The organism is Streptomyces sp. NPDC004658 (genome assembly GCF_040609555.1).
GTDB lineage: Bacteria > Actinomycetota > Actinomycetes > Streptomycetales > Streptomycetaceae > Streptomyces.
The window spans coordinates 38,610-54,161 of sequence record NZ_JBEXKG010000042.1 but is presented as its reverse complement, the minus strand read 5'-3'; the positions used below and the strand labels follow the sequence as shown (position 1 = coordinate 54,161).

General features: G+C 72.9%; 10 protein-coding genes and 2 pseudogenes. 11 read left to right on the top strand and 1 reads right to left on the bottom strand.

The window, feature by feature from the left end; translation table 11 throughout:
- Positions 1 to 989 (top strand): annotated as a pseudogene (locus ABZV94_RS17275) (hypothetical protein); the annotation flags it as partial.
- A 164-nt stretch (positions 990 to 1,153) separates the two neighbouring features.
- Here the strand turns inward: ABZV94_RS17275 and ABZV94_RS17270 are convergent.
- Entirely contained in the window at positions 1,154 to 1,669 is a 516-nt protein-coding gene (locus ABZV94_RS17270; RefSeq protein ID WP_356341180.1) for a YceI family protein, read from the bottom strand.
- A 125-nt stretch (positions 1,670 to 1,794) separates the two neighbouring features.
- On the opposite strand from ABZV94_RS17270, the gene ABZV94_RS17265 reads away from it, so the two are divergent.
- The 10 genes and pseudogenes from ABZV94_RS17265 (at position 1,795) to ABZV94_RS17220 (ending at position 15,549) form a co-directional block, all read left to right on the top strand.
- The gene (locus tag ABZV94_RS17265) at positions 1,795 to 2,292 is read left to right on the top strand and encodes a winged helix DNA-binding protein (protein ID WP_356341179.1); all 498 of its coding nucleotides are present in this window, start codon (positions 1,795 to 1,797) and stop codon (positions 2,290 to 2,292) included.
- A gap of 100 nt (positions 2,293 to 2,392) precedes the next feature.
- Positions 2,393 to 4,207: a methylmalonyl-CoA mutase family protein gene (locus ABZV94_RS17260; RefSeq protein ID WP_356341178.1), complete on the top strand. Its 1,815-nt coding sequence runs from the start codon at positions 2,393 to 2,395 to the stop codon at positions 4,205 to 4,207.
- Positions 4,207 to 6,381 carry a methylmalonyl-CoA mutase gene (scpA, locus tag ABZV94_RS17255; protein ID WP_356341177.1) on the top strand — a complete coding sequence of 725 codons (2,175 nt, stop codon included), beginning with the start codon at positions 4,207 to 4,209 and terminating at the stop codon, positions 6,379 to 6,381. Before ABZV94_RS17260 ends, scpA begins: the two co-directional genes overlap by 1 nt.
- 6 nt (positions 6,382 to 6,387) lie before the next feature.
- Positions 6,388 to 7,392 carry a methylmalonyl Co-A mutase-associated GTPase MeaB gene (gene meaB, locus ABZV94_RS17250; protein WP_356341175.1) on the top strand — a complete coding sequence of 335 codons (1,005 nt, stop codon included), beginning with the start codon at positions 6,388 to 6,390 and terminating at the stop codon, positions 7,390 to 7,392.
- A gap of 24 nt (positions 7,393 to 7,416) precedes the next feature.
- Positions 7,417 to 7,587 (top strand): annotated as a pseudogene (locus ABZV94_RS17245) (methylmalonyl Co-A mutase-associated GTPase MeaB); the annotation flags it as partial.
- 939 nt (positions 7,588 to 8,526) lie between these two features.
- Positions 8,527 to 10,005 (top strand): sugar transferase, encoded by a 1,479-nt coding sequence (locus tag ABZV94_RS17240; protein ID WP_356341174.1) that lies wholly within the window; start codon positions 8,527 to 8,529, stop codon positions 10,003 to 10,005.
- Positions 10,006 to 10,078: 73 nt separating this feature from the next.
- Entirely contained in the window at positions 10,079 to 11,404 is a 1,326-nt protein-coding gene (locus ABZV94_RS17235; RefSeq protein ID WP_356341172.1) for a nucleotide sugar dehydrogenase, read from the top strand.
- Positions 11,394 to 12,659 carry a glycosyltransferase family 4 protein gene (locus tag ABZV94_RS17230; RefSeq protein ID WP_356341171.1) on the top strand — a complete coding sequence of 422 codons (1,266 nt, stop codon included), beginning with the start codon at positions 11,394 to 11,396 and terminating at the stop codon, positions 12,657 to 12,659. Before ABZV94_RS17235 ends, ABZV94_RS17230 begins: the two co-directional genes overlap by 11 nt.
- Positions 12,656 to 14,026 (top strand): Wzz/FepE/Etk N-terminal domain-containing protein, encoded by a 1,371-nt coding sequence (locus ABZV94_RS17225; RefSeq protein ID WP_356341169.1) that lies wholly within the window; start codon positions 12,656 to 12,658, stop codon positions 14,024 to 14,026. Before ABZV94_RS17230 ends, ABZV94_RS17225 begins: the two co-directional genes overlap by 4 nt.
- Positions 14,023 to 15,549 carry a Wzz/FepE/Etk N-terminal domain-containing protein gene (locus ABZV94_RS17220; protein ID WP_356341168.1) on the top strand — a complete coding sequence of 509 codons (1,527 nt, stop codon included), beginning with the start codon at positions 14,023 to 14,025 and terminating at the stop codon, positions 15,547 to 15,549. Before ABZV94_RS17225 ends, ABZV94_RS17220 begins: the two co-directional genes overlap by 4 nt.
- Positions 15,550 to 15,552: the final 3 nt, after the last annotated feature.

Sequence of the window (15,552 nt, the reverse complement as noted above, 5' to 3'; positions counted from 1 at the left end):
CCGGGGTCGCGCGGGCCGCGTGCCACGGCGCCGCGTGCGCCGCCCAGCAACTGCCGTGGTTCGTCGCGCCGTTCCTGCTGGCGGGAATCTACGCCGTGCGGCGCGGCGAGCTGGGCGGCCGGGCGGCGGCGCGGGTGGTGCTGCGGATCGCGGGGACCGCGGTGCTCACCTGGCTGCTGATCAACGCGTACTTCGCCGTGAGCGAGCCCGGCCCGTGGCTGCGGGGCATCGCCCTGCCGCTGACCCAGGGCGCGGTGCCGCACGGCCAGGGGCTGGTGGACGTCTCGCTGTACTTCACCCACGGCAGCGACCGCCTCGACTGGTACGGCCGGGCGAGCGCGCTGCTCGCCGCCGCCCTGCTGGGGGTGTTCGTGCTGTTCGTCCGGCGGCTCGGCCCGGCCGCGACCGTGCTGCCCTGGTGCGCCTTCTACCTGGCGACCCGGTCCCAGGACGGCTACTACCTGATGATGACCCCGCTGTGGGTGGCGGCGGCGGTCACCGCGCCCCTGCCGGAGTTCGCCCAGGCCTGGCAGCCGCGGCCCCGCCCGTTCACCGGCGCGCGCCGCCGGGCCGCACTGGCCGTGGCCGTCGTCGCGCTGATCACGCCCGCGCTGGTGAGCGCGGCCCTGGCGGCGACGGGGACCCCGCCGCTGCGGATGGACGTCACGGCGGCCCGGCGGACGTCGGCGCAGACGGTGTCCCGGATGACCCTGCGGGTCACCAACAGGGGCGGCACCGCGCTCACCCCGCACTTCATGCTCAGCAACGGCCAGGGCATGAGCCGGTACTGGTCGCTGATGCGCGGTCCGGCGACGATCCCCGCGCACAGCACGGCGACCGTCGAACTCTGGGCCCCTTCCGGCGGTTTCCGGATGCCGGCGAAGCCCGGCAGCCGGCTCCGCCTGCGCGCCTTCACGGCGGACCCGCAGACGCTGTCCACCTGGGACGTACCCCCGGCCGGACTGGGCCTCAGGCCACCGCGCGGGTGAAGCGCAGCGGCCCTGATCGCGGTCAGGCCGCACCACATGCGCGGCAACGGCCAGGGCAGCCGGCACTGGTGGGCCCCGGCGGGCAGCCGGCTCCGCCCGCGCGCCTTCGGCAGCGGACCCTCAGACGCCGTCCACCTGGGACGCACCCCGGGCCGGACTGGATCTCAGGCCACCGCGCGGGTGAAGCGCAGCGCGGCCGTGATGGTGGTCAGGCCGCGCATCATGCCCAGCTGGTTCCAGCCCATGTCGAACTGCTCGCGGTCCACGCTGAACTCGGTCTCCAGGGTCAGCGCCCCGGCACTCACGCCGGTCAGGCGGGCGGTGAGCGACAGGGGCCGGCCGATGCCCCGGACGGTCAGCCGGCCGGTGACCCGGACCGTGTCGCCGTCGAGGCGTTCCGCGCCGCTCACGGCGAAGGTGATCTCCGGGTGCCGGTCGGTGTCGAAGAAGTCGGCCGATCGCAGGTGCACGTCGCGCTTGGCGCTCTTCGTGTCCAGGGATGCCGCGTCCACGGTCACGGTGCCGGTGGCCGAGCCGTCGGGCCGGACCTCGCCGGTGCCGCCGACGCCGGTGAAGGTGCCCTTCACGGTGACCAGGCCCCACAGGGTCTTGTGCCGCAGGCCCACGGTGGAGGCGGCGGGGTCGAGCTGCCAGAGGCCTGTTTCGACGGCGACGGTCATGGTCGTACTCCTGGTGGTTCAAATTTGGATGACATCGACGGCCTCACGCTAACGCGTCATCCAAATTTGAACAACACCCTCGGCGCCGCACTCGTACAAACTTGGACAACAGTTAGACTCGACGCATGTCCGCCTCCGACGCGCACACCGCCGACCAGCCCTCCTGTCCCCTCGCACACGGCGACGGGCTGCTCCCGGACGAACTGCGCGCCTGGATGGTCCTGCTGGCCGCGACCGGCGCCGTGGAGCAGCGACTGCGGTCGGTCGTGAAGGAGACCCTCGACGTCTCCCACGACGAGTTCCTGATCCTGTGCCTGCTGGCGGAGCAGCCCCGCACCGGACTGCGGATGACCCAGGTCGCCGATCTCCTCGGCCGCCCCAAGACCCGCCTCACCTACCAGATCGCCTGCCTCCAGCGGGCCGGCCTCGTCAGCCGCACGTCCGTGTGCGGCGACAAGCGGGGCGTGCAGGTCTCCCTCACCGACAAGGCCCGCGACCTGCTGCGCGAGACCTCCGCCCTGCTCGCCGGCACCGTCCGCCAGGCCCTCGCCGACTCCATGGGGCCCGAGCAGCGCGCGGCCATGTGCGCCCTCGTACCGGACCTGGAGACCGAGACCCGCTGAGCCACCGGGCCCGGAGAGACGCAGGTCACCACCGCAAGAAGAGAAACCTCACAGCGTCTGCCGCGCCCTGGCTCCGACGCGCTGCCCTAGCATCCGAGCCATGACGGTCCTGCCTGACGACGGGCTCTCCCTGGCCGCCGAGTTCCCTGACGCGACACATGAGCAGTGGCAACGCCTGGTCGAGGGCGTCCTGCGCAAGTCGGGCAAGGAACTGACCGGCGCGGCAGCTGAGGACGCCCTGTCCACGACGCTGGAGGACGGGCTGCGCACCCGGCCCCTGTACACCGCGCGCGACAGCGCACCCGACCCCGGCCTGCCGGGCTTCCCCCCGTTCGTGCGGGGCGGCCGCCCCGAGGGCGCCGGCACGAACGGCTGGGACGTGCGGCAGCGGCACACGGCGCTCGCCGGCGGCACGGCCGACGCGGTGCTCGCCGACCTGGAGAACGGCGGCACCTCCCTGTGGCTGGTGCTCGGCGAGGGCGGCATCCCCGTCCCCGACCTGGGCCGCGCCCTGGACGGCGTCTACCTCGACCTGGCACCGGTCGTCCTGGACGCCGGCCGGGACACCGGGGCCGCCGCCGAGGCGCTGCTGCGGCTGTACGACGACAAGGGCGTCGCCCCGCAGGCCGCCCGCGGCAACCTGGGCGGCGACCCGCTCGGGTACGAGGCCCGCACCGGCACCGCGCTGGACTTCGCCCCCTTCGCCGCCCTGGCGGCGCGCTGCGCCGAGCGGTACCCGGGCCTGCGCGCGCTGACCGTGGACGCGTTGCCCTACCACGAGGCGGGCGGCTCGGCCGCGCAGGAGCTGGGCGCCTCGCTGGCCACCGGCGTGGCCTACCTGCGGGAGCTGACCGAGGCCGGCCTGGGCGTCGACCAGGCCGCCGACCAGCTGGAGTTCCGCTACGCGGCCACCGCCGACCAGTTCCTCACCATCGCCAAGCTGCGCGCGGCCCGCCGGCTGTGGGCGCGGGTCGCCGAGGTGTGCGGGGCGCCGGCCGCGGGCGCGCAGGTGCAGCACGTGGTGACGTCGCCGGTGATGATGACCCGCCGCGACCCCTGGGTGAACATGCTCCGCACGACGGTCGCGACGCTCGCCGCGGGGGTGGGCGGCGCGGACTCCGTGACCGTGCTGCCGTTCGACCACGCGCTCGGCCTGCCGGACGCGTTCGCGCGCCGGATCGCCCGCAACACCTCCTCCATCCTGATCGAGGAGTCGCACCTGGCCCGGGTCATCGACCCGGCGGGCGGCTCCTGGTACGTCGAGCGGCTGACGGACGAACTCGCCGAAGCCGCGTGGCAGTTCTTCCGGTCGATCGAGCGTGACGGCGGTCAGGCGGCCGTCCTGCGCTCCGGGCGGCTGCGCACCGACCTGGCGACGACCTGGGCGGAGCGCTCCAAGCGGCTCGCGAAGCGGCGCGAACCCATCACGGGGGTCAGCGAGTTCCCGCTGCTGGCCGAGAAGCCGGTGGAGCGCGCGCCCGCGCCCGAGCCGCCGTCCGGCGGGCTGCCGCGCGTGCGCCGCGACGAGGCGTTCGAGGAGCTGCGCGCCCGCTCCGACGCCCATCTGGCGGCGACCGGCACCCGGCCGCGGATCTTCCTCGCCACGCTCGGCTCCGCCGCCGAGTACACCGCCCGCTCGACCTTCGCCGCCAACCTCTTCCAGGCCGGCGGCATCGAGCCGGTCACCGAGGGCCGCTTCGAGGACAGCGGAGCGACCGAGGCCGTGCTGTGCTCCAGCGACGCGCTCTACGCCGAACAGGCCGAGGAGACCGCGAAGGCGCTGCGCGCGGCCGGTGCCCGGCACGTGTTCCTGGCGGGCCGCGGCGACCACCCCGGCATCGACTCGTACGTCTTCGCGGGCTGTGACGCCGTGGACGTCCTGTCCGCGACCCTCGACCGCATGGGAGTGTCCTGATGGGAATCCCCGACTTCTCCGGCATCGAGCTGGGGACCCCGGCCGCCGCCGCCACCGAGGACGAGTGGCACGCGGCCCTGAAGCGGGCCACCGGGGGCACGGAACCGCTGTGGGAGACCCCGGAGGGCATCGGGGTCAAGCCGCTGTACACCGGCCGTGACCTGGAGGGCCTGGACTTCCTGGGCACCTACCCGGGCATCGCGCCGTACCTGCGCGGCCCGTACCCGACGATGTACGTCAACCAGCCCTGGACGATCCGCCAGTACGCGGGCTTCTCCACCGCCGAGGAGTCCAACGCCTTCTACCGGCGCAATCTGGCGGCCGGCCAGAAGGGCCTGTCGGTCGCCTTCGACCTGCCCACGCACCGGGGCTACGACAGCGACCACCCGCGGGTGACCGGTGACGTCGGCATGGCGGGCGTGGCCATCGACTCCATCTACGACATGCGGCAGCTGTTCGACGGGATCCCGCTGGACAGGATGACCGTGTCGATGACGATGAACGGGGCCGTGCTGCCGGTGCTGGCGCTGTACATCGTGGCGGCGGAGGAGCAGGGCGTACCGCCCGAGAAGCTGGCCGGGACCATTCAGAACGACATTCTGAAGGAGTTCATGGTCCGCAACACCTACATCTATCCGCCGAAGCCGTCGATGCGGATCATCTCCGACATCTTCGCGTACACCTCGCAGCGGATGCCCCGCTACAACTCCATCTCCATCTCCGGCTACCACATCCAGGAGGCGGGCGCGACGGCCGACCTGGAGCTGGCGTACACGCTCGCGGACGGCGTCGAGTACATCCGCGCGGGACGGCACGCGGGCCTGGACGTGGACGCGTTCGCGCCCCGGCTGTCGTTCTTCTGGGCGATTGGCATGAACTTCTTCATGGAGATCGCCAAGCTGCGCGCGGCCCGGCTGCTGTGGGCGAAGCTGGTGCGGCAGTTCGACCCGAAGAACACGAAGTCCCTCTCCCTGCGCACCCATTCGCAGACCTCGGGCTGGTCGCTGACCGCGCAGGACGTGTTCAACAACGTCACGCGTACGGCCGTGGAGGCGATGGCGGCGACCCAGGGCCACACCCAGTCGCTGCACACCAACGCCCTCGACGAGGCCCTGGCCCTGCCGACCGACTTCTCGGCGCGCATCGCCCGCAACACCCAGCTGCTCATCCAGCAGGAGTCGGGCACCACCCGGGTCATCGACCCGTGGGGCGGCAGCGCCTACGTGGAGCGGCTGACGTACGACCTCGCCCGCAAGGCGTGGGCGCACATCCAGGAGGTCGAGCAGGCGGGCGGCATGGCGCAGGCCATCGACGCCGGCATCCCCAAGCTGCGCGTCGAGGAGGCGGCGGCCCGCACCCAGGCCCGCATCGACTCCGGGCGGCAGCCGGTGATCGGCGTGAACAAGTACCGCGTCGACAGCGACGAGCAGATCGAGGTCCTGAAGGTCGACAACTCCTCGGTGCGCGCCCAGCAGATCGAGAAGCTGCGCCGGCTGCGGGCGGAGCGGGACGAACAGGCCTGCCAGGACGCCCTGGACGGGCTCACCCGCGCGGCCGACGGCAAGGAGAACCTGCTGGAACTGGCCGTGCGCGCGGCCCGCGCCAAGGCGACGGTCGGTGAGATCTCCGACGCCCTGGAGAAGGTGTACGGGCGGCACGCGAGCCAGATCCGTACGATCTCCGGCGTGTACCGCAACGAAGCAGGCCAGTCCCCGTCGGTCGACCGCACCCGGGCGCTGGTGGACGCGTTCGAGGAGGCCGAGGGGCGCCGGCCGCGCATCCTGGTCGCCAAGATGGGCCAGGACGGCCACGACCGCGGTCAGAAGGTGATCGCGACCGCCTTCGCCGACCTCGGCTTCGACGTCGACGTCGGCCCGCTGTTCCAGACGCCGGAGGAGGTCGCCCGGCAGGCGGTCGAGGCGGACGTGCACGTGGTCGGCGTCTCCTCGCTGGCCGCCGGTCACCTCACGCTCGTCCCGGCGCTGCGCGAGAAGCTCGCCGAGGAGGGCCGCGAGGACATCATGATCGTGGTCGGCGGGGTGATCCCGCCGCAGGACGTGCCGACCCTGCGGGAGATGGGCGCGGCGGAGGTGTTCCTGCCGGGGACGGTGATCCCGGACGCCGCCCACGACCTGGTGAAGCGCCTGTCGGCCGGTCTCGGCCACGAGCTGTAGGGCGCGATGGCCGCGATCGATCTGGACACCTATGTGAAGGGTGTGCTCGACGGGAAGCGGGCCCTGGTGGCCCGCGCCATCACGCTCGTCGAGTCCACCCGGCCCCAGCACCGGGCGCTGGCGCAGCAGTTGCTCACCGAGCTGCTTCCGCACAGCGGCCGGGCGCGGCGCATCGGCGTCAGCGGGGTGCCGGGTGTCGGCAAGTCGACGTTCATCGACGCGTTCGGCACGATGCTGACCTCGCTGGGCCACCGGGTGGCGGTCCTCGCCGTCGACCCGTCCTCCACTCGCACGGGCGGCTCCATCCTGGGCGACAAGACCAGGATGGAGCGCCTGGCGGTCGACCCGGCGGCCTTCGTCCGCCCCTCCCCCAGCGCGGGCACGCTGGGCGGCGTCGCGAAGGCCACCCGGGAGTCGATGGTGGTGATGGAGGCGGCGGGCTACGACGTGATCCTGGTCGAGACCGTCGGCGTCGGCCAGTCCGAGACGACGGTCGCCGAGATGGTCGACTCCTTCCTGCTGCTGACGCTGGCCCGCACCGGTGACCAGTTGCAGGGCATCAAGAAGGGCGTCCTGGAGCTGGCCGACGTGATCGCCGTCAACAAGGCGGACGGCCCGCACGAGCGCGACGCGCGGGCGGCGGCACGCGAGCTGGCGGGCGCGCTGCGTCTGATGCACGGCAAGGACGCCTTCTGGAGCCCGCCGGTGCTGCACTGCAGCGCCCGCGAGTCGACCGGCCTCGACACGGTCTGGGAGCGCCTGGAACAGCACCGCGCCCTGCTCGACTCCACCGGCCGGCTGGCCGCCAAGCGCCGGGACCAGCAGGTCGGCTGGACCTGGGCGATGGTCCGCGACGAACTCCTCGGCCGCCTGCACGCCGACCCGGCGGTCCGCGCGACCGCACCCGAGCTCGAACAGCAGGTCAGGGAGGGCCGCTTGACGGCCACACTCGCGGCCGAACGCATCCTCGCGGCGTTCGAGAGCCACACGGCACCCTCGGCCGACGACTGAACGCCCGGCCCGGCGAGCACCTCGGCGATGGTCCGCGACGAACTCCTCGGCCGCCTGCACGCCGACCCGGCGGTCCGCGCGACCGCACCCGAGCTGGAACAGCAGGTCAGGGAGGGCCGCTTGACGGCCACACTCGCGGCCGAACGCATCCTCGCGGCGTTCGAGAGCCGCACGGCACCCTCGGCCGACGACTGAACGCCCGGCCCGCCGCGCTTCATCGGCGCGGCGGGCCACGGGCGGCGGCGGGGCTGCGGCGTGCGATCGCGCGGGAAAGGCCGGGCGCCGGCTACCGGGAGCCGGCGGAGCCCTGGGCCGCCGACAGGTCAGCCGCTCCGCCGATCCTCACTGTTCCGCCGCTCGGGATGCGGGCACGGTAATCGCCGGACCGGGCATCGGACACCTGCGCGGAAATGTCGAGTTTCCCCGAAACCCTCACGCGAACAGGCGTACGGGCCAGTGAGCAGCTGTTCCTGAAGTTGCTCGTGTGACTGTTGGGAAACGGTGAAGACAGGCCATACCCCAATAGGCTGGTTTGGATCACGCCGGCTCCTCACTCCGCAGGCGCTCGGCGATACCCGTGACCGTCGACCCGGTCCTCGGCCCCGTCCCCGCCTTCCCTGGTCGCCGATGAGAACCGCAGGTCAGATGCCCTCTACCCGCACGGTCAAGCCGCGTGGAAGCACTGTCCGGCGCCGGGCGCGCCGCCGGAGCGCGCGGTGGCGCGAAGGCGCCGGAAGGCGGCGACCGGGCAGTGGACCGAGTCCCAAAGCTTGAGCACAAATTCCACACATCCCCTCTTCAGATCGGTTCCGATGGTCTAGATTGACCGTGCTTCAGCTGTTCGGACACCAGGCGACCAACAAATGATCTTTTGGTCCGGCGCTACGGAAAGCCAGCAGTCGCGTCCCCGCGCCGGACGTGTGAATGATCAATTCAGGGAGCCCGAGAGGGAGCCTTGGATGCGGGGAGCATCCAGGGTTTCCACACCTGTTCACATGGCTCCGGAACAGCCGGACGGCATACACGGGAGGCGGGGGCCTCCCGGGGGGAGGAACAGCGGGGGGCGGGGGCCTCCCGAGGGGGCGGAACAGTGTTGGGCGAACACGTCGAACCACTGGGACCTGGGGGGGTTCTGTGCGGCAAGGGGGACTTGTCAGCCCGTTTCCGTCGGCGCGCGAGCGTCTGGCGAACGGGAGAATCAGCCGGCCCGCGACCGACTGGGAGCAGCGGTACCGCCGTACCGTGATCATCAGCGACACCGTGGCCACCGCCTTCGTGGTGGCGGCGATCGGCAACTTCTTCGGAGCCCGCGACGCGGCCAACTGGCACGAGAAATGGGGAATCCTCGCCTTCGGCACCGAACTGCTGGTGCTGGGGGCGCTCGCGGTGAGCCGGGCATGGGCTCCCGCCGTGCTCGGCCAGGGCGCCGAGGAGTTCCGCCGGCTCGGACGCTCACTGTTCACGGCGACCGTCGTCCTGGCGCTCGGCGGGATCGCCCTCACCTCACGCAACATCAAACTCTGGATCTTCGTCGCCGTCCCCGCGATCGCGCTCGTCACCATGACCGCGCGGTACCTGCTGCGCCTGTGGCTGCACCGGCAGCGCAAGGACGGACGGTGCCTGCGACCGGTGCTCGCCGCCGGCAGCGTGGCCACCGTGCGCGACCTGATATCCCGGACCCGCAAGTTCCCGCACCTCGGCTGGCGCGTGGACGCCGTGTGCACGACGGACGGGGTCGGGCTCGACGGCGACGAGGTCGACGGAGTGCCGGTCGTCGGTCAGCTGTCGGACGTCGCCAAGCACGTCCGCCACGACGGCTACCGCGTCGTCGCGGTCACACCGGACCCGCACTGGTCGTCGGACCGGCTGCAACGGCTGGCCTGGAACCTCGAGGGCAGCGACGCCGAGATGGTCGTGGCACCCGTGCTGATGGAGGTGGCCGGTCCGCGGCTGCACGTCGACGCGGTGCTCGGCATCCCGCTGCTGCGGGTCAGCATGCCGACCTTCACCGGGGGCCGCCGGGCGGTCAAGGGCGTCGTCGACCGGATGGGCGCGGCGATCCTGCTGGTGCTGTTCGCGCCGCTGATGGTGTTCGTCGGGCTGCTCGTGGTGGCGGACAGCCGGGGCGGGGCGTTCTACCGCCAGCGCAGGGTCGGCAAGGACGGCCGCGAGTTCACCATGTACAAGTTCCGCACCATGGTCGCCGGGGCCGACGGGTCCCGTTCCGAGCTGGCCGCCCTCAACGAGGGCGCCGGCCCGCTGTTCAAGCTCCGCCGGGATCCGCGGGTCACCCGGGTCGGAACCGTGCTGCGCCGGTACTCGATCGACGAGCTCCCGCAGCTTTTCAACGTGCTCACCGGATCGATGTCGCTCGTCGGTCCGCGGCCTCCGTTGCCGGAGGAGTGCGCCGCGTACGACCCGGACATCCGGCGGCGGCTGCTGGTCAAGCCCGGGCTCACCGGTCTGTGGCAGATCAGCGGCCGCAGCGACCTGTCGTGGGAGGAAGCGGTCCGGCTGGACCTGCGGTACGTGGAGGACTGGTCGCTCGCCCTGGACACAGTGATCTTGTGGAAGACGCTGCGTGCGGTGCTGTACGGGCAGGGCGCCTACTGATGCGCGGGGGCCGTCGTCCGGCCGGACGCGCGGACCGCAGGCCAGAAGGCCTGCCTGGGGGGAGGAACGGGTCATGAGAGTCAGCGTTTTCGGGCTCGGCTACGTGGGCTGCGTGTCGGCCGCGTGCCTGGCCAGCATGGGTCACGAGGTCATCGGGGTGGACGTCAACCAGGTGAAGGTGGACCTGGTCAACGACGGCAAGGCCCCGGTGGTCGAGGAGCGGATCGGCGAGCTCACCGCCGAGGTCGTGCGCAGCGGAGCGTTGCGCGCCACCAGCGACGTCCGCGAGGCGGTCATGGGCAGCGAGGTGTCGCTGGTCTGCGTGGGCACGCCGTCGGAGCCCAACGGCAGCCTGTGCACCACGTACCTGGAGCGGGTCACCGAGCAGATCGGCGCGGCGCTGGCGGACAGTCCCGGGCGCGGCGGGCGGCACACCGTCGTGTTCCGCAGCACCATGCTCCCCGGCACCTGCCTGAACCTGCTGGTGCCGATCCTGGAGAAGGCCGTCGGCGGCACCGCCGGCGTGGACATCGGGGTCGCGGTCAACCCGGAGTTCCTGCGCGAGGGCACGAGCGTGCGGGACTTCTTCGACCCGCCCAAGACCGTCATCGGCGAACTCGACCCGGCGAGCGGCGACACGGTGGCGGCCCTGTACGACGGCCTGCCCGGCGAGGTGTTCCGGGTGCCGGTCCCGACGGCCGAGGCGATCAAGTACGCGGACAACGCGTTCCACGGCCTCAAGATCGGCTTCGCGAACGAGCTGGGCGCGGTGTGCCAGGCGCTCGGGGTGGACTCGCATCAGGTGATGGACGTCTTCCTGGCCGACCGCAAGCTGAACATCAGCCCCGCCTACCTGCGGCCCGGTTTCGCCTTCGGTGGCTCCTGCCTGCCCAAGGACCTGCGCAGCCTGGTGTACGCGGCGCAGCGCGCGGACGTCTCGGTGCCCATCCTCGCCCATGTGCTGCCCTCCAACTCCGACCATCTGCAACGCGCGGTGGACCTGGTCGAGCGCACCGGCAAACGCCGAATAGGCATGTTCGGGCTCTCCTTCAAACCCGGCACCGACGACCTCCGCGAGAGCCCGCTCGTCGAGCTGGCGGAGAGGCTCTTCGGCAAGGGGTACGACCTGCGGATCTACGACGCCAACGTGAACCTCTCCCGCCTGATCGGCGCGAACCGCGAGTACATCGAGAACCGGCTGCCGCACCTCGCGCAGCTGCTCGCCAACTCCGTCGGCGAGGTGCTGGAGCACGCCGAGGTGTGCCTGGTCGGGACCAGGGACCCGGCCGTGCTGTCGGCGCTGCCCCAGGGCGACGGACCGGTGCTGGTCGACCTCATCCGCCTCCCCGACGCCGAGGCGCGCCGGGCCGAACCGGGGTACGTGGGCCTTGCCTGGTGACACGACGGGCGGCGCCGGGCCGGCCCGGCGCGCGCTGATCCTGGTGGAGAACCTGTCCGTGCCCTTCGACCGGCGGGTGTGGCAGGAGTGCACGACGCTGCGCGACGCGGGCTGGACGGTGGACGTCATCTGCCCGCGGGGGAGCAAGCGGGACACGGAGGCGGAGGCCGAGATCGACGGGGTGCGGATCCACCGCTACCCGCTGCGCGCGGCCACCGGCGGGCCGGCCGGCTATCTGCGGGAGTACGGATCGGCGTTGTGGCACACCCTCCGGCTGGCCCGCAAGGTCGGACCGGTCGACGTGGTCCACGCCTGCAACCCGCCCGACCTGCTGTTCCTGCCGGCCCTGTGGCTGAAGCGGCGCGGGGCGCGGTTCGTGTTCGACCAGCACGACCTGGTACCCGAGCTATACCTCTCCCGGTTCGACCGCGGCAAGGACCTGCTCTACCGCGCCGTGTGCGCGCTGGAGCGGATGACCTACCGGGCCGCCGACGTCGTGCTCGCCACGAACGAGAGCTACCGGGACGTGGCGCTGCGCCGTGGCGGTCGGCGGCCGGAGGACGTCTTCGTGGTGCGCAGCGCGCCGGCCACCGACCGGTTCCAGCCGGTGCCGCCCGAGCCCGAGCTGAAGCGCGGCAAGCCCCATCTGCTGTGCTACCTCGGCGTCATGGGCCCGCAGGACGGCGTCGACTACGCGCTGCGGGCCCTCGCCAAGCTGCGCGACCAGCTCGGGCGGACCGACTGGCACGCGGTGTTCGTCGGCGCCGGCGACACCTTCGACGCGATGGTGGACCTGTCCCGGCGGCTGGGGCTCTCGGAGCAGGTGCAGTTCACCGGGCGCGTTCCCGACGCCGACCTGGTGCGCTACCTGTCCACCGCGGACGTGTGCCTCTCCCCCGACCCGCTCAATCCGCTCAACGACGTGTCGACCATGAACAAGGTCCTGGAGTACATGGTGATGGGCCGGCCGATCGTCTCGTTCGACCTGAGGGAGGCGCGGGTCTCCGCCGGTGACGCCGCCGTCTACGCGCCCGCCAACGACGAGACCGAGTTCGCCAGGCTCATCGCGCTGCTGCTGGACGATCCGGAGCAGCGGGCCCGGATGGGCAAGCTCGGCCAGGAGCGGATCGGCGGGCCGCTGTCCTGGCGGAACTCGCAGGCGTCGCTGCTCGCCGCCTACGCCGCTGCGTGCCGTGACCTCGCTCCGGTGTCGCCGGGCACCCCGTACCGGGCAGGGAAGAGGCCGCGCCGTTGAGCGATGACACGATACGCCTGGTCACGATCGGGCGGATGCTCCGTCGGCGCTGGCGGCTCCTCGCCGTCCTCGCCCTGGTGGGGGCGCTCGTCGGCTACGGCGCCTCCGTGCTGTTTCCGCCCCGGTACACGACGTCGGCCTCGGTCCTGCTGCCCGGGCAGTGGGAAGAGCGCGAACTGCTCACGCAGGTGGACATCGCGACCAGTTCGACGGTGGTCGACCGCGCCGCCGCCGCCCTCGACTGGCCCGGCGTCAGCGGCGCCGACCTGCGGGACGACGTGTCCGCCAAGGCCTCCGACGGGAACATCATCAAGATCTCCGGCAGGGCCGACACCCCGGAGCGCGCGCAGCGGCTGGCCGACCAGGTGGCCGACCAGTTCGTCAAGTTCGCGGCGCGGATCGCGGGCGGCGGCACCGACTCCAAAGCGGCCACGGGGCCCGAGGCGCTGCGCAAGAAGGTCGAGGAGACCAATCGCCGCATCAGCCGGCTGGCCGAGGCCGCCGATCCGGGCCAGACCGTGGAGAGCGTGCAGGCCCGCACGGAGCTGGAGAAGCTGCGCACGTCGCTGGAGGAGGCCATGACGAAGCTGGAGCAGGCCGACCCGGCGAACACCGTGGCCGGCATGGTCGTCATGGGGCCGGCGGCCCGGCCGACCGGCGAGGCGCCGCCGACCAGGACGCAGCTCGTCGCCGCCGGGGCGCTGCTGTTCTTCCTGCTCGCCGTCATCGGCCATCTCGTCGCCGCCCGGGCGAACCGCCGGCTGCGCACCGAACCCGAGATCGCCGCGGCACTGGGCTCGGCGCTCCTCGGCACCGTCGACGTGCCCGACGAGCGGCGCGGCGGGCACCGGCCGGAAGCCCGCGGCCCACGGGGCCTGTTCCGCCGGCTCCTCGGCATCGACACCCGGTGGGACCTGCCGGCCCCGCACGCATCCGGCGACGAGGCCGGCCGGCGGGTCCGGTACCGGCGGGTGTGCGCCCGCCTCCGGACGCAGCTGCCCGCTCCGCGCCGGCTGCTGGCCGTCGTACCGGACGGCGACGAGATCGCCCGCCGGGCCGCCGAACAGCTCGCCGCCGAGGCCAAGAGCGACCCGCAACTGCGGGTGGTGCGGGTCTCGGTGGACCGGCCGGTCGTGCCGGACCGGGACACCGAGGCCGGCGCCCTGGTGGTCCTGAGCGCGGGGAGCTGGACCGCGGAGGAGCTGGCCGGCATCGCCGAGGCGTGCGCGGACGGCGGGCACGAGGTCGTCGGCATCGTCGTCGCCGGCATGGTCCGGACCCGCCCGACGAGGACGCCTGGCCGGCCTTCGGACGAGGCCACCCTGGCGCTCGCGGTGCACGGCCACGCGACGGGAGGTTCGGCGTGACGACGAGTACGACACCGGAGCCGTCGGCCACCACCCCGCTCCTCGACCTTCAGGCGCTGGTGGCCGCGGTCCGCAGGCGCCGCCGTCTCTGGTGCGCCATGGCGCTCCTCGGACTGCTGGCCGGCGCGGCCGTGGCGGTCCTGCTGCCGGCGCCGCCGACCGCGGTCACCGAAGTGCTGGTCGCGCACAAGGAGGACCAGCCGAACGACACCGGAACGCTGATCCGCACCGACGTGGAGGTGCTGGGTACCACGCGGATCGCCGAACGGGCCCTGCGGTCCCTCAAGTCGTCCGAGGACCCCGAGGACTTCATGCGGGACTACCGGGGCACCGGCGTCACGAACAACCTGCTGAGGATCACCGTCACGGGCGGCAGCGACGCGGAGGCGGTGGCCCGGGCCAAGGCGCTGGCCGACGCGTTCGTCGCGGACCACGTGCGCAGGATGCGGGCGACCGCGGACGCCGAGGCCAAGGCCCTGCTCGACCAGCGTGACCGCATGAAGGACGAACTCGCCCAGGTCAACAAGGACATCGGAGACCGGTCACCGCAGACGGAGACCGACCCGGCGGAATCGGCGAGCATCGAGTCGCTGTACGCCCGCCGGGCCGAACTCACCACGCGCATCGCCGACTTCAACCAGCGCGCCGAGGAGGCGCGGGTCGGCACGCCCCAGGTCGTCGCCGGCACGGAGATCGTGGACGCCCCGCGCCCGGTGAAGCACTCGCTGCCCAAGGCCGCCGCCACCGACGCCGCGATCGGGCTCGTCCTCGGTCTCGTCCTCGGGCTCGCCCTGGCCGCGGTCGGCGTCGTGGTCGCGGACCGCCCCGTGCTGCGCCGGGACATCGCGGCGAACCTCGGTGCCTCGGTCATCGCGGAGCTGCCCCACCGGTCGGGCCGGCCCTGGCAGCGCCGACGGACCCGGCTGGCGCGCGAACGGCTCACCGTGCACCTCGCCCGCACCGTGCGCGGCTCCACGGAACAGGTGTCGCTGCTGGAACTCGGCTGCGCCCGCGGCACGAGCGTCATCGCCCTCGACCTCGCCAGGGCGATGGCGGCGGAGGGGCCGGTGACGGTCATCGACGCTCTGCCCGGTGCGCAGCTCGCGGACCGCCGCCCCAAGCCCGGGGGCCCGGCCGTGGTCAGCGGCGAGCGTGCCGCGGCCCTGCCGCCCGGGGAGCGCCGGCTCGGCGTCGGCTCGGTGGCGCCCGGCACCGCGTGGACCGACCTGCGGTACCTCGGCACGCAGACCGTGCTCGTCGTGCGTGCCGGGCACGGCAGCGCCGCATGGCTGCACACCGTGGCGCGGCAGCTCGCGGACCAGCACATCGCGGTGATCGGTGTGGTGCTGATCGACCCCGATCCGCGGGACCGGACCGACGGCACGTTGTGGGACGGGCTGCACACCGCGCTCCGCGGCCGCAGCGAGCGGCCGGCGCAGCAGGGCGGCACGGGCCGGCGGCGCGCGGAGCGGCAGCCGATGTGGGCCGCACGGGGCGCGGACAACGACCAGGAGGCGCGGTAGGAC